This window comes from Halorussus salinus (genome assembly GCF_004765815.2).
Taxonomy (GTDB): Archaea; Halobacteriota; Halobacteria; order Halobacteriales; family Haladaptataceae; genus Halorussus; species Halorussus salinus.
Genome location: NZ_ML974127.1, coordinates 1076121 through 1094659 on the forward strand (window position 1 = coordinate 1076121; position 18539 = coordinate 1094659).

The following is an 18539-nucleotide window of genomic DNA, read 5'->3' on the forward strand; positions in this document are numbered from 1 at the left end:
TAGTAGTTTGGTGGTTGGTTATCCGAACATCGCGCCGAGCGCGTCGCCGCCGTCGTCGTCGTCGTCTTCCTCGTCGTCGTCGGCGTCGGCTTCCTCTTCGGCGTCGGTGTCGGATTCGGTTTCTTCGTCGGTCGATTCCTCTTCGGCGGCACCTGCGGCGGGAGCCTCTACGTCAGACAGCTCCTCGGGCAGGGCCTCCTCGTCGTCGATCTGCGCGGCGAGCGCACGAACCTGTCCGTCCGCCTTGCTCACGAGGTCCGGCACGACATCCGGGCTCTCGATTTCGGCTTGGAGACCGAGGCTCTTGGCCTCGCCCTCGGCCTTCTGGACGAGCGTCGGCGTGGTCTGGGCAGTCGGGAAGACCGCGTTGACCGAGAGGTTGCGGGCGCGGGCCGCGGCGGCCTCCACGTCCGCACGGTACTCGTCGATGTCGATGGCCAGTTCGTCGGCCTCGAACAGGACGCCGTCGGAGAACACGCCCTTGAGGTCGAGTCCCACTTCCTTCGGCTCCATGCCGAGTTCCGCGAGGACGTTGGCGACCTCTTCGGACACTTCGTCGCCCTCCTCGGCGACGACGCTGTCCTCGGTGACGTGGATGGACCCTTCCATGATGCGCGCGGCGGCACCGATGGACTGGAGTTCGCCCACGAACGGACCGGGGTCGACGCCCGTGTCGCCCTCGGGGATGAGGATTTCGTTGGGCGCGACCTCGCCCGCGCTGATGGGGGCCGGACTCTTCGAGGCTTCGAGTTCCTGATACAGCCCGAACGGGTTGTCGTTCGTGCCGATGAGTCCGACCTCGCCGGAGACGTACTGTTTCAGCTCTTCGACGCCCTCGTCGACTTCGTCGAGAGCGCGTTCGAGGAGCGTGTTCCGGCTGATGCGCAGTTCGGCGCTCCCGTGGAGGTTGCGCCGCATCGTCTGGAGCTGTCGCGACGGGATGCCCGTCACGTTGACGATGCCGACACTGCTGTACCCCTCGATGAGGTCGACGATGTCGTCGACCTCCTCTTGTTTCCATTCGGGGATGGTCTCGGTCTTGCGCTCTGCTTCGGCCGACATGTTAGGCCACCTCCACGGACGGTCCCATCGTCGTCTTGACGTAGACGTTGTCGATGTTGAGCGGACCCTTCTCCAAGTTGGAGTGGAGTCGGCGGAGAATCACGTCGATGTTGTCCGAGATCTCCTCGGCGTCCATGTCCTCCGCGCCGACGCGCGTGTGGAAGGTCCGCCGGTCGCCGCTCCGAAGCTGGACCGTGTTCTTCATCCGGCTAACCACTTCGACCACGTCGTCGTCGGGTTGAAGCGGTTCCGGCATCTTCCCTCGCGGACCGAGGATGGTACCGAGATACCGACCGATGTCTTGCATCATCGACGCTTCCGCGATGAAGAAGTCGGTCTCGTCGGCGAGGTCCTTGGCTTCGTCGTCGTCGCCACCGAGGTCTTCGAGTTCGTCGCTGTCGAAAACCTCGTCGGCAACGTCTTCGGCGCGGAGGGCGGTCTCGCCCTCCGCGAACACGACGATCTTCGTCTCCTGTCCAGTACCGGCAGGAAGGACGATACTTTCGTCTACGCGGTTCGACGGTTCGTTCAAATCGAGATCGCGCAAGTTGATCGCGAGGTCCACCGTTTCGCGGAAGTTCCGCTCGGGTGCATCCTCGAGTGCGCGAGAGACTGCTTGCTCTATCTCCTGATCTGCCATTGTTCACCTCCGTAGTACGCAGGACGCTCCTACGGGTCAGTGAAACAGGTTACTGTCCGTCGTCGCCGTCGTCGCGGGTCGCCAATACGGCGAATCCGCGACGGAGCGGCAGTAGACAGTAGACGCCTGTCTCACCCGAATCGAAGGCCATGCAAAACTTAAACCCGTCGAAGCAGTGGCGAGTTGGGACGTGACGGCCCGTCGAGACCCGGTTCGCTCCCGACTACGGTCGATTTCTCGGCCAGCCGGAAGTTTTACGCCGCGTTCGTCCTAATTTCACCATCGTGGACAGCGTCGAACTCAGCACCGTCGTCTACGTGCCGCCCGAAGAAGCCTACGACTTCTTGGTCGATTTTCCGGGCTACGCGAACTACTCGAAGCACCTCGAACGAGTCGAGCGCAGCGGCGACGGCGGTCCCGGCACGGAGTACGACATCCACCTCCAGTGGTGGAAACTGAACTACGTCGTCCGCTCGGAGGTGACGGAGTTCGACCGCCCCGAGCGAATCGGTTGGCGCATCACGAAGGACCTCCACGCACACGGAGAGTGGCTGGTCGCCCCCGAACCCGACGCCGCGCCGTCGGACCGCGAGGAGGCCTCGCGGGTCCGACTCGTCATCGAGTTCGACGCCGACTCCGCGAGTTCCGACATGCTCGATTTGCCGCGACTCGTCTCCCTCGACTGGGTCATCGACAAGGTGAAACCGCTGGTCCTGAAAGAAGCCGAGCGCGTCGTCGAGCGCATCGTGGAGGACCTCGAAGGCCAGCGCCGCGAAGTCGAGCTGACGCTCCACGAGTCGCCGGATACGGTGTAGCGCCGAAAAAGCGAAATCGCGACGACCGTTAGTTACTCGACCTGTCCGTAGTCGCCGCCGTATTTCATGAAGAAGTAGGCGAGACCGAGCGTGAACACCAGCGCCGCGGTCGTGGCGATGCCGAGGGTCTTCGCGCTACTCGGGATGGCCGGGCCACCGCCGCCGGACTGCTCCCCGCCCTCTTGGACGGTGATGGAGCCGACCATCCCGGCGGTAGCGTGGGGCTGACAGACGTACTCGTACGTTCCCGTCGTCTCGAAGGTGTGGGAGTACTCGTGGCCCGTGTTGTACGTCTGGCTCGCGCCGCCCTCGGTGCCCCCCCAGTTCGCGCCGTCGGGCTGGCTCTCGACGACGATGTTGTGGTTGTCCGACTCCCAGACCCAGTTCACCGTCGTGCCGGGCGCGATAGTTATCTCGGCGGGCTCGAACACGAGGCTCCCGCCGGGACCGACGACGACTTCTTGACTGCCGCCACCACCGCCGCCCTCTTCCTGCGCCGCCGCGGTTCCGGCCGCGCCCGCGGCCGCCGTGGTACCCGCGGCGGTCCGCATGAATCCGCGCCGCGTGACCGACTCGCTTTCGTCCGTGCTCATACCGGGGGCTAGCGGTGGCGGGTACTCTATACTTTCGATACCGACCCACCTTTTTTCGTCGTCGGGTGGCCTCGGGCACCACTCCTCGAAAAAATGTGGATCAAAAAAGGGCCGCTCGCTCCTCGCGTCGCGCGGCGCGGAGCGCCGCGCTCTCGCTCGTCGCTCGCGGTACAGGTGCTAGGTGGTCGGTGGGAGTAGATGGTCGGTGGAAAGACGCACCGAGCGCGCGAACCCCGAGAGGCAAACTCGTGTGCTACAGGCTGTAGTCGTGGTCGCCCGTCTCGGTGTCGAGGAGGGCCGCCAGCAGGTCGATGGTCGCCTCCACGTCGGCGTGGTGGACGCTCTCGGTGACGGTGTGCAGATAGCGCGTGGGAATCGAAATCGCGCCGACCGGTTTCGCGCCGTGGGTGTTCTGGAAGCCCGAGGTGTCGGTCGCACCGGAGGGAAGCACCTCTAGTTGGTGGTCGATGTCCCGGTCTTCGGCGACCGAGCGCATCCGGCGGTGGACCTTCGGCGTCGTGACGACGCTGGAGTCTTTGAGCTTTATCGCCGCGCCGTCGCCGAGTCTCGTGACGTACTCGCTCTCCTTCTCGACGCCGGGCACGTCGTTGGCGACGGTCACGTCGAGCGCGATAGCGAGGTCCGGGTCGAGGTCCACGCCGAGGGCGGGCGCGCCGCGGACGCCCAACTCCTCTTGGACCGTCGCACAGAAGTGAATCGTCACGTCGGGGTCCTCGATTCGCTTCGCGGCTTCGAGCATGGCGAACAGACACACCCGGTCGTCCAGCGCCTTGCCGGTCACGTTGTCGCCGACTCGCTCGGTGGTCTGGGCCATGCTCACGAGGTCGCCGACCGAGACGCGCTCCTCGACCTCGTCGGCGGGGAGTCCGAGGTCGATGCTCACGTCCTCGACCGAAAAGTCGTCGCCGTCGTCCTTGACGTGGGTCGGAACCGACCCGATGACGCCGGTCAGGTCGTCCTCCTCGGCGTGGACGGTCACGCGCTGGGCGCGGAGAACGTCGGGGTCCCACCCGCCGAGCGTATCGACGCGGAGAAAGCCCTCCTCGGTGACGTGTTTGACCATGAAGCCGATTTCGTCCATGTGCGCCGCGACCGCGACCGAGTAGTCGGCCTCGCCCTCGACCGTTCCGACGACGTTGCCCATCGCGTCGGTACGAACCGAGTCTACGACGCCCTCGAACTCCCGGCGCACGAGGTCCCGAATTCGGTCCTCGTAGCCGGGGACGCCGCTGGTCTCGGTGAGTTCGCGCAGGAGGTCGAAATCGAAGTCCATGGTGGTAGTGCTTCCCCGGCGGGTTTAAAAGCGACTATCGGCCCACGCGCGTCGCGCGCGAGTCGCTGTACTACGACCGCCGAGTCACGTCCCGCGGACGGCCTCCTCGGGCGTAGTCGGGACGCCCGCCGGGACGCGACTCGTGTCCGCGTCGGTCCCCCAGCGCGTGCCCTGCGAGCGAATCCGCGAACCGCCCGAGTCGGGGGCCTGCTCGACTCTCGCGGGCGAACTCCCCACGTCCGAGTCGCGCACCTCGACCGGCCCCCACCACGCCCAGATACCTCGACTCACGGTCGCGCCCGGCGCGGCGCGGCCGACGCCGCAGGGGCGCGTGCGACCGTCCGTCACTACGCAGTTCTCGACGCGGCAGGTCCGGCCGTCGAGCGACCCGAGGCGGACGTTCGCGACGTTGTTGCTGTCGAAGTAACTGTCGAAGACGTTCACCACGCCGCCTCGTCCGCGGTCGAGGACGCCGGGGTCCGAGCCGTGGAGTCCGTTACCGACGAAGCGAGCGACGTGGAGGTTTCGGAACTCTACGGTCCCGCAATGAGTCCGGCCGTCCACTCGGATGGCTCCGTCGCCCGACCGAGGAGTCTGCCCGTCGCCCATGTAGATGTTTTCGACCGTCGCGGTGCCGTCCGCCGAGACCGAGGGCGTGAACAGGTAGTGACCGCCGGGATGCGTGCCCGCGAAGGCGACGTTCCGGACCGTCCAGCCGTCGCCGGTCGCGCGTATCCTCGCCGACGCGCCCGCGGCGGTCATATCGAGGAGGACGTTCTCGAACGTCTGACCGGTCGTGACCTCGAACGTCCGCGTCTCGCCCGCGGGAATCGCAATCGTCCGGTACGCCGTCGCGTCCCCGTCGTCGGTCGCCGCCGCGCCTTCGCCGTCGGTCGCCATCGTGCCTTTGTCGTTAGTCGCCACCGCGTCGTTACCGCGGGTCGCCAACGCGCCGAACGTCCCGAGCGCACCGGCGATACTCACGCCCGTCGCGCCGAGAACGACGCGCCGAGCGACCGCTCGTCCGCGTTCGCGTGCCATCTTGTCGCGTGCCATCGTGTCTCGACGCGAACCCCGCGAGGGTAGAGTCTTTGCGGTTTCGGATTCCCGAGACGAATCGGTTCGTGAGTCGAGCGAGACAAGACGAAGGCGGGACGCGAGCGGGACGAAGCGCGTCGCCGTCACCTCCTCGTGCTATCGGCAACGGGCTACTCTCGGCGTTTTCGAAATTCGATATAGCGGTCGGTCAGTCACGTCGGTCTCGTTACCTGCGCCGACTGCCTCGTTTCGGGGACCGACCGCGTCCGAAGGTAAAAGAAACTGGAAACGAGTTCTGTGTTGTTCCGGAACGTTTTTGCCCGGAACGACACATATCACGGCACATGGCAGACGAAGAAACCGAAGCCGAACTCCGCGAACAGTTCACCGACGCCTTCGAGGGCGCAGACTTCCCCGTCAGCAACCCGATGGACCTCGTCCCCGCGCTCCCGAACGGGCCGGGCACGCGCTTCGAGGCTGGCGACGTGAGCTTCACCGCGATGGAGCTGTCCACGAAGATGTCCGACACGCAGGACTTCCCCTACGACGACGTGGATTCCCTCGTGGACGACCTCATCGAGGGACTGAAGCAGAAGGATATGATTTAACTACTCGTCTTCTTCCTCGTCCTCGTCGGGAAGCGCGACCAGTAGCACTTCCCACACGTCGTACTGCTCGTTGAAGTGACTGTCGAGAACACGGTCCTTCTCGCCGATGGGAATCGGCTGTTGGGGATGGGACACTTCGAGCCACGTCACGGTCGGCTCCGTGATGTCCATCTCCGCGATGTCGTCTGGCTGGTCGGCGGCTTCGACTGATTCGTTCACGTTGCGCTCTCCGGGACCTGTCGGTGTACCTTGTCGTTCCACGTAACTCTCCCCCGACGCCCCGTACCACATCGGCCCATAAAACTGTGCTGGGCCATCCGACTCCCTCGTCGGAATTGCCCCGCCGCTATCGGGATTTCTCCGCCCCGCCCGACCTCGGACGGTCCGGAAGCGACAAGTTCCGACCGTCCCAAGGGCAACCGATGAGACGGTCGAACGTTCGACTCCTCGTGCGCGCCGCGCTCGCGTTCGTCGCGGGGACGCTCTCGGTCGGAACCGCGTTCACCGGGACGGCCCTCGGCCACGGAGGAGGCCTGCGTGCGGCCGCGGGAAGCCTCGCGGTCCCGACGTGGCTGTTCCTGCTGACCGGCGGCGGCGTCGTCGGCGCGTCGTTCCTGCTGGCCAGCTTCGTCACCGATCGGGCGTTCATCCGCGCGGTCCACGGCTGGCGGCGAGTCGCTGGCGCGCCACTCGACGCCGCGGTGACGCTGACCCGCGTCCTCTCGGTCGTCGCCCTGCTGGGCATCGTCGCGGTCGGCTTCCTCGGCCCGGAGACGATGTTTCGCAACGCCGCGATTCTGGTCGTCTGGGTGGGCTGGTGGGCGGGCTACGTCGCCACGGTCTACCTCGTGGGCAACAGTTGGCCCGCGCTGAACCCGTGGCGCGCCGTCGCCGAGTGGGTGCCGACGCTCGACCGCGAGTACCCCGAGCGACTGGGCGCGTGGCCCAGCGTCGTCGGCCTCCTCGGACTGGTCTGGCTCGAAGTCGTCAGCCCGCTGGCCGACGACCCGCGCCTGCTGTCGTGGGTCATCGTCGGCTACTCGGTCGTCACGCTGGCCGGTGCGCTCGTCTTCGGCCCCGATGCGTGGTTCGGAAAAGTGGACCCGATAGCGCGCCTCTTTCGGTACTACGGCCGTGTCGCGCCGATTCAGCGAGCGAGCGACGACGAGGAGGGCTCGACCGACGAGAAGGTCCGCGCGACCGGGCTGGAACTCCGACCGCCGGGCGCGGCGCTGACCGACCCGCTCCCCGACGACGGCCGGGACGGCGTGGCCTTCGTCGTGGCGATTCTCTGGGTCACGACCTACGACGGGTTCGTCGGGACGCCCCTCTGGGTGGACGCGGCGAACTGGGTCGTCGGCGCTGGCCTCCCGCCGGTCGTGCTGTACCCGGCGGCACTCCTCGCTGGCTACGCGCTGTTTCTGGGTGCGTGGCGGCTCGCCTCGCGGTTCGCGCGCCGGACCGCCGACACCTACCTCACGTCCGAGGCCATCGCGCGTCGGTTCGCGGCGTCGTTGTTGCCCATCGCGGCGGGCTACCACCTCGCGCACTTCCTCGGGTTGTTCGTCTCGCTGTCGCCCGCGCTCGTGTCGGCGCTGTCGAACCCGCTGTCTCCGCCCATCAACCCCTCCGTCGTCACTCTGCCGGGGTGGTTCGGGATGCTCGCAGTGGCGTTCGTCCTGTTGGGGCACCTGCTGGCGGTCTGGGTCGCACACGCGAGCGCGTACGAGGTGTTTCCGGGCCGGTTGCAGGCGGTCCGGAGCCAGTATCCCTTCGTCGTCGTGATGGTCCTCTACACCATGACGAGCCTCTGGATAGTCTCCGCACCGAGCGCCGCACCGCCGTTCGTCTGAACTCATGACCGACCGACCGACCCCGACCTACGAGACCGACGTTCCGCCGGGCGAATCGCCAGCCGAGTGTCCCCACTGCGGCCGCCCCCTAGAGAGCGACCGACTCCTCGTCCTCCACGAGGGCATCGACCACTGGGAGCGCCTCGACGACGAGCGCCGCGAACAGTTTCGGGACACCTACCGAGACGAGAACGACGACCTGCGCGTCTTCCGCCTGAAGTTGCTCGGTCTCCTCGTCGTCGTGTACTTCGCGTTCCTCTTCGTCTACTCGTGGCAGAGCAACGACCCCTACAGCGTGCTGACGCTCGTCCCTGTCTGAGTTCCTGTCGCCACGAAGACGTTCGGACGACGGCTTAAACCCCCGCGAACCCGGAGCGGTGCCCTTTAGTCGCTACTCCCCTGAGTCGTGGGTATGGACGAGCAACCCGGACTGAGCGACGAGTACCGCAAGGCGAGTCCGTGGCCGCTGTTCGTCGCCTTCGGTCTCGCCATCTTCGAGGTCGGCATCGTCTGGCCGCTGTTCCCCGTCGCGGTCGGCGGACTCCTGCTGTTCGTCGGGAGCGTCGTCGGCATCCTCCGCGAGTCGGGATACATCGCCGACCCGTGGAAGGGACTGGTCACGGCGTCGGTGCTGTGTCTCGCGTTGGGCGGCGCTATCGCCTACTTCACGACCGGTTCGGTCCACCTCCGAGGAGTCGCCATCCTCGTCGGCGGCGTCATCTTCCTCTTCGGTGGCATCTTCGGGTCGTTCTGGCAACCGAAGGCGGTCTGACGCGACCCGCCGCGCCCGAGGCCGACCAGACGCGGCGTAGCGCGGCCCGCGCGGCCGACTCGAATCGGCAACCTATTTGGGACCCCCGTGAGTAACGTCGCCTATGGCAACCCCCATCTTCGAACGGGAGACGTGGCTCGACATCTCGGTCAACATCATCCCGCTCTTCATCATCGGCTTTTTTATCGTGTTGTTCACGGTCAGCTCCCCGTGGGCCATCGAAGGCTTGACCTCCGCGGTCGCGTTCGCGCTGTTGGTCGTCCCGCTCGTCCTGCTGGCGTACCTGACTTACATCGCGGCCGACCTCATCGAGTCCGCGGAGTCGGGCGAGTAAGTCGGTCGTTTCCTTCGTCGGACACGTCTATTCACGACAGTTCCCCGACTGCTCTCCGCGAAGTTTGTAATTAGTTATCACGAAACTACCCGACGCCCCGGCGGCGTATCCTAACCTTTCTTTACCTTGTAGTCCTGACGGACGCGTATGGTAGAAGCCGGGCAAATCGCACTCACCGTCGTCATGGGGCTGCTCCTGTTCGGGGTCGCCACGTTCCTCTCGCGGATGGAGGACTGGCGCTCCTACAGGCCCCTCGCGGGCGGCGGGTACGTCGGCGAAAAGACTGGGCAGGCTCACAGCGAGAAGCCTGCCGGAATCGTGCGTTGGCTAACGACTGTCGACCACAAGGACATCGGTATCCTCTACGGACTGTACGGTCTCGTCGCGTTCAGTTGGGGCGGCATCGCCGTCCTGCTGATGCGCGCGGAACTGGCGACGGCCGCCGAGAACTTCATCGGGGCGAACTTCTACAACGCCCTGCTGACGACTCACGGCATCACGATGCTGTTCCTGTTCGGGACGCCCATCATCGCGGCGTTCGGCAACTACTTCGTGCCCCTCCTCATCGGCGCGGACGACATGGCGTTCCCCCGCATCAACGCCATCGCGTTCTGGTTGCTCCCGCCCGCGGCCATCCTCATCTGGGCCGGGTTCCCGCTGGCGTCGCTGACCGAGACCATCGACCCCGCCCAGACCTCGTGGACGATGTACACGCCGCTGTCGGTCGAGCAGACCAACCCCGGCGTGGACCTGATGTTGCTGGGACTGCATCTTTCGGGGGTTTCGGCGACGATGGGAGCCATCAACTTCATCGCGACCATCTTCACCGAGCGCGGCGAGGAGGTCGGCTGGGAGAGCCTCGACATCTTCTCGTGGACGATGATCACCCAGTCGGGCCTCATCCTGTTCTCGTTCCCCCTGCTGGGGAGCGCGCTCGTCATGCTCCTGCTGGACCGTAACTTCGGCACGGTGTTCTTCGCGGCCGAAGGCGGCGGTCCCATCCTCTGGCAACACCTGTTCTGGTTCTTCGGCCACCCGGAGGTCTACATCCTCGTCCTCCCGCCGATGGGACTGGTGAGTCTCATCCTTCCGCGGTTCTCCGGCCGGAAGCTGTTCGGGTTCAAGTTCGTCGTCTACTCGACGCTGGCAATCGGCGTCCTCTCGTTCGGCGTGTGGGCACACCACATGTTCTCGACGGGTATCGACCCGCGCATCCGGGCGAGCTTCATGGCGGTCTCCTTAGCAATCGCGGTCCCATCCGCCGTGAAGACGTTCAACTGGATTACGACGATGTGGAACGGGAAGCTCCGTCTGACCGCGCCGATGCTGTTCTGCATCGGGTTCGTCCAGAACTTCATCATCGGCGGCGTGACGGGCGTGTTCCTCGCGTCGATTCCGGTTGACCTCGTGCTGCACGACACCTACTACGTCGTCGGGCACTTCCACTTCATCGTCATGGGCGCTATCGCGGTGGCTGGCTTCGCGGGCATCTACTACTGGTTCCCGCTCTACACCGGTCGGATGTACCAGCGCACCCTCGCGAAGTGGCACTTCTGGCTGACGATGATCGGCAGTAACGTGACGTTCATCGCCATGCTCATCCTCGGCTACGGCGGGATGCCCCGGCGTTACGCGACCTACGTCTTCAGCAACGACGCGTTGGTCTCGATGTTCACCGACCTCCACCTCATCGCGACGGTCGGCGCGTTCATCATGGGCTTCGGTCAGCTCATCTTCGTCTACAACCTGCTGACCTCGTGGCTCGAAGGTCCCCTCGTGGGCAGCGGCGACCCGTGGGACCTCGAGGAGGACGGCATGAAGACCAAGGAGTGGGCGTGGTTCGAGCGCAAGCGCGAGACGGCCCTCACCGACGGCGGCGAGGAGGTCGCCACCGACGGCGGCGAGGCTGTCGAAGACGAATAAGACGAACAATCGACTCCAATCGTTTTTCCGTTATTTTCTGTGGAATAGCGTCCGCTATCCCGAAAACCGCGGTCGTCTACCGCCGGAACTCGTCGGCGTAGTCGGCGACGTACTCTCGGAGCGTCCGGGGGTCTCTGCCCAGTACCCGCGACGCGTCGTCGGTCACGCGGTCGGCGAGACCGAGCCGCGCGGTGGTGTAGATACCGACCATCACGGCGACGTAGGGCCAGTCGAACCCGCGGCGGCGCATGTGCCACGCGAACTCGGGAATCGAGGGGTCGGCGTACTCGATACCGCGGTCGAGGACCGCGCCGAACACCCCGGCGACCTGCCGGTAGGTGAGCGCGGCGGGACCGGTCACGTCGTAGGCGCGGTTGCGGTGGCCCGGTTCGGTCAGCGCGACGGCGGCGACCTCGCCCACGTCGCGGGCGTCCACGAAACTCGTCGCGCCGTCGCCCGCGGGGACGAATATCTCGTCGCGCTCGACTATCTCCTCGCGGTGGACCTCGTTCAGATTCTGCATGAAGAAGGAGGCCCGCAGGAAGGTGTGGGCCACGTCGGCCGATTCGAGGTGGCGCTCCACCTTTCGGTGGGGGAGCAAGGGGTTTTTCTCCGCGCCGACGACCGACAGGTAGACGACGTGTTCGACGCCGGTTCGAATCGCGGCGTCCACGAACGGCGTGATGTGGCGCTTCACGTCAGACACCGCGGGCGGACGCATCAGGAAGAGTCGGTCCGCGCCCGCCAGCGCCTCGCCCCACGTCTCGGGTCGCTCGAAGTCGAACGCCGCGAGTTCGACCTCCTCGGCGAATCGGTCGGCGGCGCTCGCGGGGTCGCGCACGCCTGCGAGAATCGATTCGTCGCGGTCCGCGAGCGCGCTCACGACGTGCGACCCGACGGTCCCGGTCGCGCCCGTTACGAGGAGGCGACCCGTCTCCGAGTTCGAATCGGCTCGGGTCACGTCACCGCCAGTACGATACCCATCGTGAACATCAACACGGCGATGCCGCCGAGGATGTAGGCCAGCATGTCTTTCTCGGTCATACTAGAGGGTAGGGCGTACGGATGAAAAGGCTAATCCTTCCGCCGTTCCGACGTTCGGTCGTGAGCGAGACGTTCCGCGGACGGTCGTTCGTCGTCGGGTTCTACTTCGTCATCGTCGCCATCACCGGCGCTATCGGTGCCGTCCTCGGGGCTATCGGACCGGAGGACCTGACGCCGGTGAAGCTCCTCGGGCTAGTCGAGCTACAGCCGACGCCGCTCGGTCTCGCCGTCTACGGCGTCGTCACGGTCGGTATCGCGCTCGGGATTCCGCTCGGGTTGGTCGTCCTCGTCTCGGAGGTCGCCGACGCCGAGAGCGTCGACGAGACCTGACCGGCGAAAGCGACGCTCGACCCTGTCACAACCTATTGTCGAACCTCCGCACGGAGGCGAACATCTAAGACCACGTTTCCCGTCCATGTGACCATGTACCACGTCGTCATCGCCGTGGACGAGGAGACCGACCGGGCGCGCAGACAGGCCAGCGCAGTCGCCGACCTCCCGAAGGCCGCCGAGGAGGTCCACGTGACGCTACTTCACGTCTTCACGGAGAACCCCGGCGGCGCGTCGGCGACGCAGGTCGGGTCGGTTCGGCGCGCCGAGGAACTCCTCGAAAACGAGGGTATCGAGGTCGAAGTCGCCGAGCGGTCGGGCGACCCCGCCGCGGCGGTGCTGGACTTCGCCGAGGCGGAGGACGCCGACTGCATCTGCGTCGGCGGTCGGAACCGCTCGCCCGCGGGCAAGGCCATCTTCGGGAGCGTCTCCCAGTCCGTAATTCTGCAGGCCGACCGGCCGGTCCTCGTGACCGGTGGCGAGACGGAGTGAGACGTTCGGGGACCTCCTCGCTCGCGGTCGTCGTCAGAGAGCGAGCTACGGCAGGAAGAGGAACACCGCGTAGGCGACCGCGAGCAGGACCGTCGCGTGCTTCGCGCCGTTCCGGACGCTCCCCTCGCCCATCTGTCCGGCGACAAGCCCGGAGCAGACCGCCTGCACCAGCGAGGTGTGGAAGAACAGCAAGGTGTAGGCCTCGGTATCGACCTCCGAGATGCCCGAGAGCGGGCCGGTGCTGGCCGGACCGGTCGCGGGCGCGGCGGCGTCGGTCGGCAGGTTCGGGATGAGGATGCTGTTGAGCGCGCCGACGATGACGAGGAAGACGACGAACGAGAGGTAGATGATGACGAGGTAGGTCAGCATCTCTTGGCGGCGCTTGCGCTTGAGTCGCCGCGTGTCTTGTGCGTCGTCGGCCGCGATGCGGAGGACCCGCGCGATGTCGCCGCTTGCGGCCATCGCGTTGGCGATGAGCGTGACCGTCCGCGTGATGGTCGGCGTGTCGAGGCGGTCCTCGAAGCGGTAGAGCGCGGTCTCGGCGTCCACGCCCCACTCGATGTCGGTCCAGAGCCGCCCGGCCTCGGCGTCCAACGCCCCGAGGTCGCTTCTGGCGACGCGTTCGAGGCTCTCGACCACCGACATCCCGGCCTCGTTCACGCTGGCGAGGCGGTCGAGGAAGTCCGGGACCGCCGCCTCGATGGCGGCGATGCGCCGCCGGTGGAGTTCCTGCACGAGGGCGAACGACCCGACGACGAACAGCGCGGCTTGCACCGCGAAGTCGTCGAAGACCCGGAGCGTGAGCGTCCCGGCCGCGAGGTGGGGCCACGACCGGACGAGAATCGAGAGGAGGCCGACCGGGAGCGTCGCGTAGAGGACCACGTCGGGGTTCTCCCGCAGGGTCCGAACCGGGTCCGACAGCGCCTCCCGGAACCAGCGGACCTCCTCGAAGGCGTCGAGGCGCTCGAAGTTCAGGACCGCCGGGTCGGCGGGCGAATCGGAGTCGGCGGAGTCGCCGACCGTGGCGGTCGGGCCGCCGTCGGACAGCGCTGGAGTCTCGTCCGGCCGCTCGACGCCCGACCGCTCGGCCGTGGGCGCGTCCGTGCGTCGGACGCCCGCGAGCGCCGCGGCCGCGAGGTCGATGTCGCGCTCCTCGCGACTCGCGCGGAGCGATTCGGTGATGCTGTCGAGGTATATCACGAACCCGACGTTCGCCAGCGGGATGGCGAAGTACGCCAGCATCCGGAGGAGCGGCAGGGTGTCGCCCAGCGCCATCAGCCCCATGATGACGAGGATGGTGATGAAGAGTAGCGGCGCGACGACGAACACCGAGACGTACCCCTCCGCGAGCGTGGCGAGCAGTTCGAGGAACGACTCCTGTTGGGCCTCGGCGTCCTCCTGATATCGCTCGTACTGGGTGTCGAGGTACGACGAGATGCTCTGGCCGCTCTGGAGGACGCTGGCGAGGTTGTCGGCGAACTCGCCGAACTTCTCGCTGGGGGTGCGGTCGGCGAGGCGTTCGATGGCCGACAGCATGTCGAGTCCGGCGTAGTCCATCGCCTTGACCGCGACCGCGACTTCGTCGGCGGCCTCGCCGAACACCTCCCGGTTCCCGGCCAGCGTGCGCAGAATCTCGGGGAACGCCATCCCGGACCGCGAGAGGGCGTAGACGAACGCCACGGTCCGGGCTAGACTCTCGTCTATCTTGCGCTCGCGGGCGTTCGCCCGGTACGAGAGGTTCTCCCACCGGAGCCAGTAGGTCAGGGCACCCGACGCGACCCCGAGCGTCGTGCTACTCGCCAGCAGGATGGCGAACAGTTGCCCCGCAGAGAGGTTCGGCAAGACCAGCAATCCGGCGAGGAAGTCGAGTTGTCCGGGTAAGGTCGCCCGCATCTCCTCGGGCGAGACGCGCAAAATTGCCAGCACGCCCGCGACGACGTAGACGCCGACGATGCTCCCTACCACCGCGGCGTAGCCGGTGTACAACAGCGTCTTGGCCGCGAACATCCGGTAGGTCTCGGCGGAGTGGACCGACTGGAGGAGTCGCCTGCGGACGGTCTGTCGCCGCCCGCGCTCGGAGACCCACCCGCCGAAAGCGGTCAGCGCCAGAAAGACGAGGAGCCGGTCGGCCCGGCGCGATACCGGCGCGAGCGCGACCGGGGCCGCGAACGCGAGTACCGCGAGGAGCGGCAGGAACCCCCACATCAGTCGAACCCGGTCGAGACCTCGGTGTCCAACTCGATGGTGTCCAGCACGCGCTCGGGGTGAGAGTAGTACTCGTTTATCATCGCGGTGAACCGCCGGTAGTCCGAGACGCCCCGTTCGCGGAGGTACTGGAGGACTCGCTCGCGGTCGCGGAGTTCTTCGAGGAGTTCGCTCCGGGACCACCCCCGCTCGTCCTGAATCTCGTCCAAGACGTTGCTGTCGTTGTTCCGGAAGGTGTCCTCGGTGGCGTTCCACGAGAACGTCGTCGAGTAGTCCAAGTCGCCGGTCCGCTGGTCGATGCCCTCGATTTCGGCCAGCACGCGGTTGCGGCGCACGCGCTCGTCGCCGACGTAGGTCAGCGTCTGAACCGACAGGATGTCGAGGCTCTGAATCATCGCCCGCGGGACGTTGATGGGTTCGTTTTCGAGGCGGTTGATGACCGTCTGCACCGAGTCGGCGTGCATCGTGGAGTAGGTCGTGTGGCCCGTGTTCATCGCCTGAAAGAGGGTCATGGCCTCCTCGCCGCGGACCTCGCCGACGACGATGTACTCCGGGCGGTGGCGCAGTGCGGAGCGAAGCAGGTCGTACATCGTGATGTCGGCGCTCTCGCCCCGGCGCTCGCGCGTGACCGACGACAGCCAGTTGTCGTGGTACAGCGCCAACTCGCGGGTGTCCTCGATAGTCAGCACCTTCGAGCGCGGCGGGATGAACATCGAGATGGCGTTCATCGAGGTGGTCTTGCCCGAGGCGGTCCCGCCCGCGAACACGAGCGACTTGTTCGACTCGATGGCGAGCCAGAGGTACGCCATTTGGTCGAGCGAGAAGGTGCCGTACTCAACCAAGTCGATGGGCGTGAACGGCTCGTCGGCGTACTTCCGAATCGTGAACGCCGACCCCCGAGGAGTGACCTCCTCGCCGAGGGCCAACTCCGCGCGCGAGCCGTCGGGAAGGGTGGTCTCGACCACGGGGTCGCCGATGCTGACGTGGCGACCCGACTGCTGGGCGAGGCGCACGACGAGGTTGTCCAGTTCCTCCTCGGCGTAGACGACGTTGGTCTCGATGTCGGTGTACTCGTCGTGGTAGACGAACAGCGGCAAGTCGTAGCCGTCACACGAGATGTCCTCGATGTGGGGGTCGGCCATCAGCGGGTCCAACTTCCCGAACCCGCGGAACGACCGGAAGAGGTAATAAAAGAGCCGGTAGAAGCTCGCGGCCTCCACCTCGACGCCGTACATCGAGAGGAGTTCTTCGAGTTCGTCTTTCAGCACGGCCTCGGCGGTGGCGGCGTCGTCGGTGTCGGCGCGGGTCTCCCGGCGGTGGATGAGCGAGTCGCGGATGTCGGAGAACAGCCGGTCGAGCAGTTCGGTTTCGAGGTCGTCTAGCTCGGGTTCCACGACGTGGTACAGGTACTCGTTCTCCACGTCGTCGTAGTTGATGGAGACGAACGCGAACGGCGCGTCCACCCAGTAGCGTTCGATTTCGTCGTAGCCGGTCAGTCCGGAGAACGTCACCAGCGGGCCGTGTTCCGCGGGGTCGTACTCGTCGGCCTCGACGGTGGTCCCCCGGAAGACCTCGGCGGTCCGGCGGAGCGTCCGCTGGAACTCCCGGATGCGAATCCGCACGTCGTCGGTCCACTCGGAGAGAGGCGACTGAGACATGGTAGTGAATCGCGGGCGGGAACGGCGGTCGCGCGCCCGCGAGGGTTCACGCCCCACGTCACAGCGACGGTACTTAAATTATCGGTCACGCGACGACCGGAACTGAGCGTCGGCGTCGGGCGAGTTCCAGCGGTCAAGCGACTTCCAATCTTTCATCCCGGCGCGTGCGGGCGCGACCGCTCTGCGTGTCGCGCCTTTCCACGCGAGGGATGAGGACCGCAGGCCTTCGGCCGAGGACCGCAATCGGTTGGGGAGGGTGTGGCTCTCGCGGTGCTGTGCCGTGCGGTGACTCCTTCGAGTCGGCTTCAGTGCTGTTTCCGATTCCTGTGTAGCCGGTAGTCGCTGTACGGGTAGTGGCGTCACCAGTCGAACTACCGTTCTTTCCCGACCGACGGACGATTCCCCTTCTCGCCCGTCCCGGTAGTTTTTACTCCCCCGCTTTCGGTGTCTCGCGCATGGTCTGGGTTCGGTCGGAGTACGCGGGCGAGTTGGCAGTGGTGGCGGCGTGGCTCTCGGCGCTCCTCCCGTGGAACGTCACCTACTCGACGCTCGACGGTCTCGGGAGCGTTCTGTTCGTCCGCTTCCCGTTCGTTCAGGTGCGGTACGTCTTCGGCATCGACATCTCGGAGGCCGTCGCGGTCCGGACGCCCCTCGGCGCGCTCGCTTATCAGGAGGGCCAGTCGATAGCGGCCGCCTACCAAGCGTGGACCGTCGGCGCGGCCCTCGTCGGCGCGGCCGTGGTACTGAGCGTCCTCCTCTACCGGTACGAGGAGCGCGTCGAATCGCTCACCGACCCGGTGGCGGCGATGGGGGTTCTCCTCGGGCTGGCGGGCGTCGTCCTCTCGGCGGCGACGTGGTTGCTCTGGACCCGCGGGTTCCCCGGCCTGCCGATTCCGGTCGGGGTCGCGTTCCTCTACCTGTTCGGCGGGACGTTGCTCCTCGCGCGCCGAGAGTGAGTTCCGATCAGTTGGGTTCGGTCGGTTGCGGTCGGCGCGCGTCGCTCCGCGACGCCTGTCGGTCCGTCGGCCGAATTAGTCGTCGCGGAGCTACAGAAAACTTATACCCGAGACAGTTGACCGGCCGAACATGGACGGAGACGGCGGTGGCGGATTCGGCGGGATGGACGGCGACATCACGGGAGAGAACAACTCGCCGCTACTGACCGACGGGGTGAAGGCGATACTGGTCCTCGTCGGATTTCTCGTGGCCTTCTTTCTGCTACTCGTTCTCCTCGGGTAGCGCGGCGATGGGGCGACGAATCGCTCGGGTAGCGCGGCGATGGGGCGACGAGTCCGCGAGAAAGCACGACTTTCTTCGAGTCGTCGGCGTCCTGCCAGTGGCGTTACGTTCATGACGCGCCGGGCCGTAGGTGGTGGTACGGAATGAGGCGCGACTACTTCACGCTGGAGGTTCGGAACGTCGATTGGGTCGAGGAGGACGCCGAAGCCAAGAAACCGACGGTAATGATAGACTTCGAGGGTCCCTCCTCGACGCTCCGCGAGCGCCTCACGGGGACAGACGACGAACTGCTCGACGCCGAGGAGACCGACGTGGCCTTCCGGCTTCAGGGTCCCGTGGACGACGACGACACCACGGGCGTCGTCAGCGTTACGAACCGCATCACGGGTGATTTCGTGCTGGAACTCAACGAGGACGCCGACGACGTGTTGAAGTTCATCACCGCGGCCCGTAAGTACGGGAAATCCACCGGGGACATGGACGGCCGCTACCACGTCGAGATAAGCATCAACGGCGACGACCTCGTGGAGTACGACAAGAGTACGTTCCTCGTCTACAACGACGAGGGGAACCTCCTTCGCCAGCACAGTCTCATCCCGAGCGGCGTCGAACTCTGAGTCCCTGCCGCCGCTCGTCGGC

Annotated in this window: 21 protein-coding genes; 12 read left to right on the forward strand and 9 right to left on the reverse strand. The window is 66.2% G+C overall.

The window, feature by feature from the left end:
* Positions 1-18 precede the first annotated feature (18 nt).
* The gene (locus EPL00_RS05510) at positions 19-1062 is read right to left on the reverse strand and encodes a 50S ribosomal protein L10 (protein WP_135851444.1); all 1044 of its coding nucleotides are present in this window, start codon (positions 1060-1062) and stop codon (positions 19-21) included.
* A gap of 1 nt (position 1063) precedes the next feature.
* A complete protein-coding gene (locus EPL00_RS05515) occupies positions 1064-1702 on the reverse strand; it encodes a 50S ribosomal protein L1 (protein WP_135851443.1) in 639 nt (212 codons plus the stop codon).
* 284 nt (positions 1703-1986) lie between these two features.
* On the opposite strand from EPL00_RS05515, the gene EPL00_RS05520 reads away from it, so the two are divergent.
* On the forward strand, positions 1987-2517 hold the full coding sequence (locus EPL00_RS05520; RefSeq protein WP_135851442.1) for an SRPBCC family protein: 531 nt from the start codon (positions 1987-1989) through the stop codon (positions 2515-2517).
* 32 nt (positions 2518-2549) lie between these two features.
* Here the strand turns inward: EPL00_RS05520 and EPL00_RS05525 are convergent, their stop codons facing one another.
* From EPL00_RS05525 to EPL00_RS05535, 3 genes are all read right to left on the reverse strand, one after another.
* Positions 2550-3110 (reverse strand): plastocyanin/azurin family copper-binding protein, encoded by a 561-nt coding sequence (locus tag EPL00_RS05525; RefSeq protein ID WP_135851441.1) that lies wholly within the window; start codon positions 3108-3110, stop codon positions 2550-2552.
* A 253-nt stretch (positions 3111-3363) separates the two neighbouring features.
* A complete protein-coding gene (locus EPL00_RS05530; protein WP_135851440.1) occupies positions 3364-4404 on the reverse strand; it encodes a M42 family metallopeptidase in 1041 nt (346 codons plus the stop codon).
* An 84-nt stretch (positions 4405-4488) separates the two neighbouring features.
* The gene (locus EPL00_RS05535) at positions 4489-5460 is read right to left on the reverse strand and encodes a hypothetical protein (protein ID WP_135851439.1); all 972 of its coding nucleotides are present in this window, start codon (positions 5458-5460) and stop codon (positions 4489-4491) included.
* Positions 5461-5786: 326 nt separating this feature from the next.
* On the opposite strand from EPL00_RS05535, the gene EPL00_RS05540 reads away from it, so the two are divergent.
* A complete protein-coding gene (locus tag EPL00_RS05540) occupies positions 5787-6050 on the forward strand; it encodes an MTH865 family protein (protein ID WP_135851438.1) in 264 nt (87 codons plus the stop codon).
* On the opposite strand, the gene EPL00_RS05545 is transcribed toward EPL00_RS05540, so the two are convergent.
* Complete coding sequence (locus EPL00_RS05545; RefSeq protein ID WP_135851437.1) at positions 6051-6269, reverse strand: hypothetical protein; 219 nt, start codon at positions 6267-6269, stop codon at positions 6051-6053. It abuts the gene before it with no gap.
* A gap of 203 nt (positions 6270-6472) precedes the next feature.
* On the opposite strand from EPL00_RS05545, the gene EPL00_RS05550 reads away from it, so the two are divergent.
* The 5 genes from EPL00_RS05550 to EPL00_RS05570 all read left to right on the forward strand — a co-directional run bounded on the left by EPL00_RS05550 (position 6473) and on the right by EPL00_RS05570 (position 10932).
* Positions 6473-7903 carry a hypothetical protein gene (locus EPL00_RS05550; protein WP_238398125.1) on the forward strand — a complete coding sequence of 477 codons (1431 nt, stop codon included), beginning with the start codon at positions 6473-6475 and terminating at the stop codon, positions 7901-7903.
* Between the two features lie 4 nt (positions 7904-7907).
* Positions 7908-8222, forward strand: a complete 315-nt coding sequence (locus EPL00_RS05555; RefSeq protein ID WP_135851436.1) for a C2H2-type zinc finger protein — start codon at positions 7908-7910, stop codon at positions 8220-8222.
* Between the two features lie 93 nt (positions 8223-8315).
* Positions 8316-8675: a DUF7541 family protein gene (locus tag EPL00_RS05560; RefSeq protein ID WP_135851435.1), complete on the forward strand. Its 360-nt coding sequence runs from the start codon at positions 8316-8318 to the stop codon at positions 8673-8675.
* 103 nt (positions 8676-8778) lie between these two features.
* The gene (locus EPL00_RS05565; RefSeq protein WP_135851434.1) at positions 8779-9009 is read left to right on the forward strand and encodes a DUF6684 family protein; all 231 of its coding nucleotides are present in this window, start codon (positions 8779-8781) and stop codon (positions 9007-9009) included.
* A 183-nt stretch (positions 9010-9192) separates the two neighbouring features.
* Positions 9193-10932, forward strand: a complete 1740-nt coding sequence (locus tag EPL00_RS05570; RefSeq protein WP_135852457.1) for a cbb3-type cytochrome c oxidase subunit I — start codon at positions 9193-9195, stop codon at positions 10930-10932.
* A gap of 76 nt (positions 10933-11008) precedes the next feature.
* Here the strand turns inward: EPL00_RS05570 and EPL00_RS05575 are convergent, their stop codons facing one another.
* Entirely contained in the window at positions 11009-11893 is an 885-nt protein-coding gene (locus tag EPL00_RS05575) for an SDR family oxidoreductase (RefSeq protein ID WP_135851433.1), read from the reverse strand.
* Positions 11894-12036: 143 nt separating this feature from the next.
* Here EPL00_RS05575 and EPL00_RS05580 point away from each other — a divergent pair, with 143 nt between their 5' ends.
* Positions 12037-12306 (forward strand): DUF7520 family protein, encoded by a 270-nt coding sequence (locus EPL00_RS05580; RefSeq protein WP_135851432.1) that lies wholly within the window; start codon positions 12037-12039, stop codon positions 12304-12306.
* A 93-nt stretch (positions 12307-12399) separates the two neighbouring features.
* Entirely contained in the window at positions 12400-12798 is a 399-nt protein-coding gene (locus EPL00_RS05585; RefSeq protein WP_135851431.1) for a universal stress protein, read from the forward strand.
* A 45-nt stretch (positions 12799-12843) separates the two neighbouring features.
* On the opposite strand, the gene EPL00_RS05590 is transcribed toward EPL00_RS05585, so the two are convergent.
* Together EPL00_RS05590 and EPL00_RS05595 are read right to left on the reverse strand one after the other, a co-directional pair.
* Entirely contained in the window at positions 12844-15003 is a 2160-nt protein-coding gene (locus tag EPL00_RS05590; RefSeq protein ID WP_135851430.1) for a type II secretion system F family protein, read from the reverse strand.
* On the reverse strand, positions 15003-16661 hold the full coding sequence (locus EPL00_RS05595; RefSeq protein WP_135851429.1) for a type II/IV secretion system ATPase subunit: 1659 nt from the start codon (positions 16659-16661) through the stop codon (positions 15003-15005). Before EPL00_RS05595 ends, EPL00_RS05590 begins: the two co-directional genes overlap by 1 nt.
* Positions 16662-17116: 455 nt before the next feature.
* On the opposite strand from EPL00_RS05595, the gene EPL00_RS05600 reads away from it, so the two are divergent.
* From EPL00_RS05600 to EPL00_RS05610, 3 genes are all read left to right on the forward strand, one after another.
* Positions 17117-17617 carry a DUF7549 family protein gene (locus EPL00_RS05600; protein WP_135851428.1) on the forward strand — a complete coding sequence of 167 codons (501 nt, stop codon included), beginning with the start codon at positions 17117-17119 and terminating at the stop codon, positions 17615-17617.
* A gap of 130 nt (positions 17618-17747) precedes the next feature.
* A complete protein-coding gene (locus EPL00_RS05605; RefSeq protein ID WP_162224155.1) occupies positions 17748-17900 on the forward strand; it encodes a hypothetical protein in 153 nt (50 codons plus the stop codon).
* 143 nt (positions 17901-18043) lie between these two features.
* The gene (locus tag EPL00_RS05610; RefSeq protein ID WP_135851427.1) at positions 18044-18517 is read left to right on the forward strand and encodes a DUF5793 family protein; all 474 of its coding nucleotides are present in this window, start codon (positions 18044-18046) and stop codon (positions 18515-18517) included.
* Positions 18518-18539 lie beyond the last annotated feature (22 nt).

Coding starts and splice junctions, on each gene's coding strand:
- EPL00_RS05510 (WP_135851444.1), bottom strand. CDS start 1,062: ATGTCGGCCGAAGCAGAGCGCAAGACCGAGACCATCCCCGAATGGAAA.
- EPL00_RS05515 (WP_135851443.1), bottom strand. CDS start 1,702: ATGGCAGATCAGGAGATAGAGCAAGCAGTCTCTCGCGCACTCGAGGAT.
- EPL00_RS05525 (WP_135851441.1), bottom strand. CDS start 3,110: ATGAGCACGGACGAAAGCGAGTCGGTCACGCGGCGCGGATTCATGCGG.
- EPL00_RS05530 (WP_135851440.1), bottom strand. CDS start 4,404: ATGGACTTCGATTTCGACCTCCTGCGCGAACTCACCGAGACCAGCGGC.
- EPL00_RS05535 (WP_135851439.1), bottom strand. CDS start 5,460: ATGGCACGCGACAAGATGGCACGCGAACGCGGACGAGCGGTCGCTCGG.
- EPL00_RS05540 (WP_135851438.1), top strand. CDS start 5,787: ATGGCAGACGAAGAAACCGAAGCCGAACTCCGCGAACAGTTCACCGAC.
- EPL00_RS05550 (WP_238398125.1), top strand. CDS start 6,473: ATGAGACGGTCGAACGTTCGACTCCTCGTGCGCGCCGCGCTCGCGTTC.
- EPL00_RS05555 (WP_135851436.1), top strand. CDS start 7,908: ATGACCGACCGACCGACCCCGACCTACGAGACCGACGTTCCGCCGGGC.
- EPL00_RS05560 (WP_135851435.1), top strand. CDS start 8,316: ATGGACGAGCAACCCGGACTGAGCGACGAGTACCGCAAGGCGAGTCCG.
- EPL00_RS05565 (WP_135851434.1), top strand. CDS start 8,779: ATGGCAACCCCCATCTTCGAACGGGAGACGTGGCTCGACATCTCGGTC.
- EPL00_RS05570 (WP_135852457.1), top strand. CDS start 9,193: ATGGGGCTGCTCCTGTTCGGGGTCGCCACGTTCCTCTCGCGGATGGAG.
- EPL00_RS05585 (WP_135851431.1), top strand. CDS start 12,400: ATGTACCACGTCGTCATCGCCGTGGACGAGGAGACCGACCGGGCGCGC.
- EPL00_RS05590 (WP_135851430.1), bottom strand. CDS start 15,003: ATGTGGGGGTTCCTGCCGCTCCTCGCGGTACTCGCGTTCGCGGCCCCG.
- EPL00_RS05595 (WP_135851429.1), bottom strand. CDS start 16,661: ATGTCTCAGTCGCCTCTCTCCGAGTGGACCGACGACGTGCGGATTCGC.
- EPL00_RS05600 (WP_135851428.1), top strand. CDS start 17,117: ATGGTCTGGGTTCGGTCGGAGTACGCGGGCGAGTTGGCAGTGGTGGCG.
- EPL00_RS05605 (WP_162224155.1), top strand. CDS start 17,748: ATGGACGGAGACGGCGGTGGCGGATTCGGCGGGATGGACGGCGACATC.
- EPL00_RS05610 (WP_135851427.1), top strand. CDS start 18,044: ATGAGGCGCGACTACTTCACGCTGGAGGTTCGGAACGTCGATTGGGTC.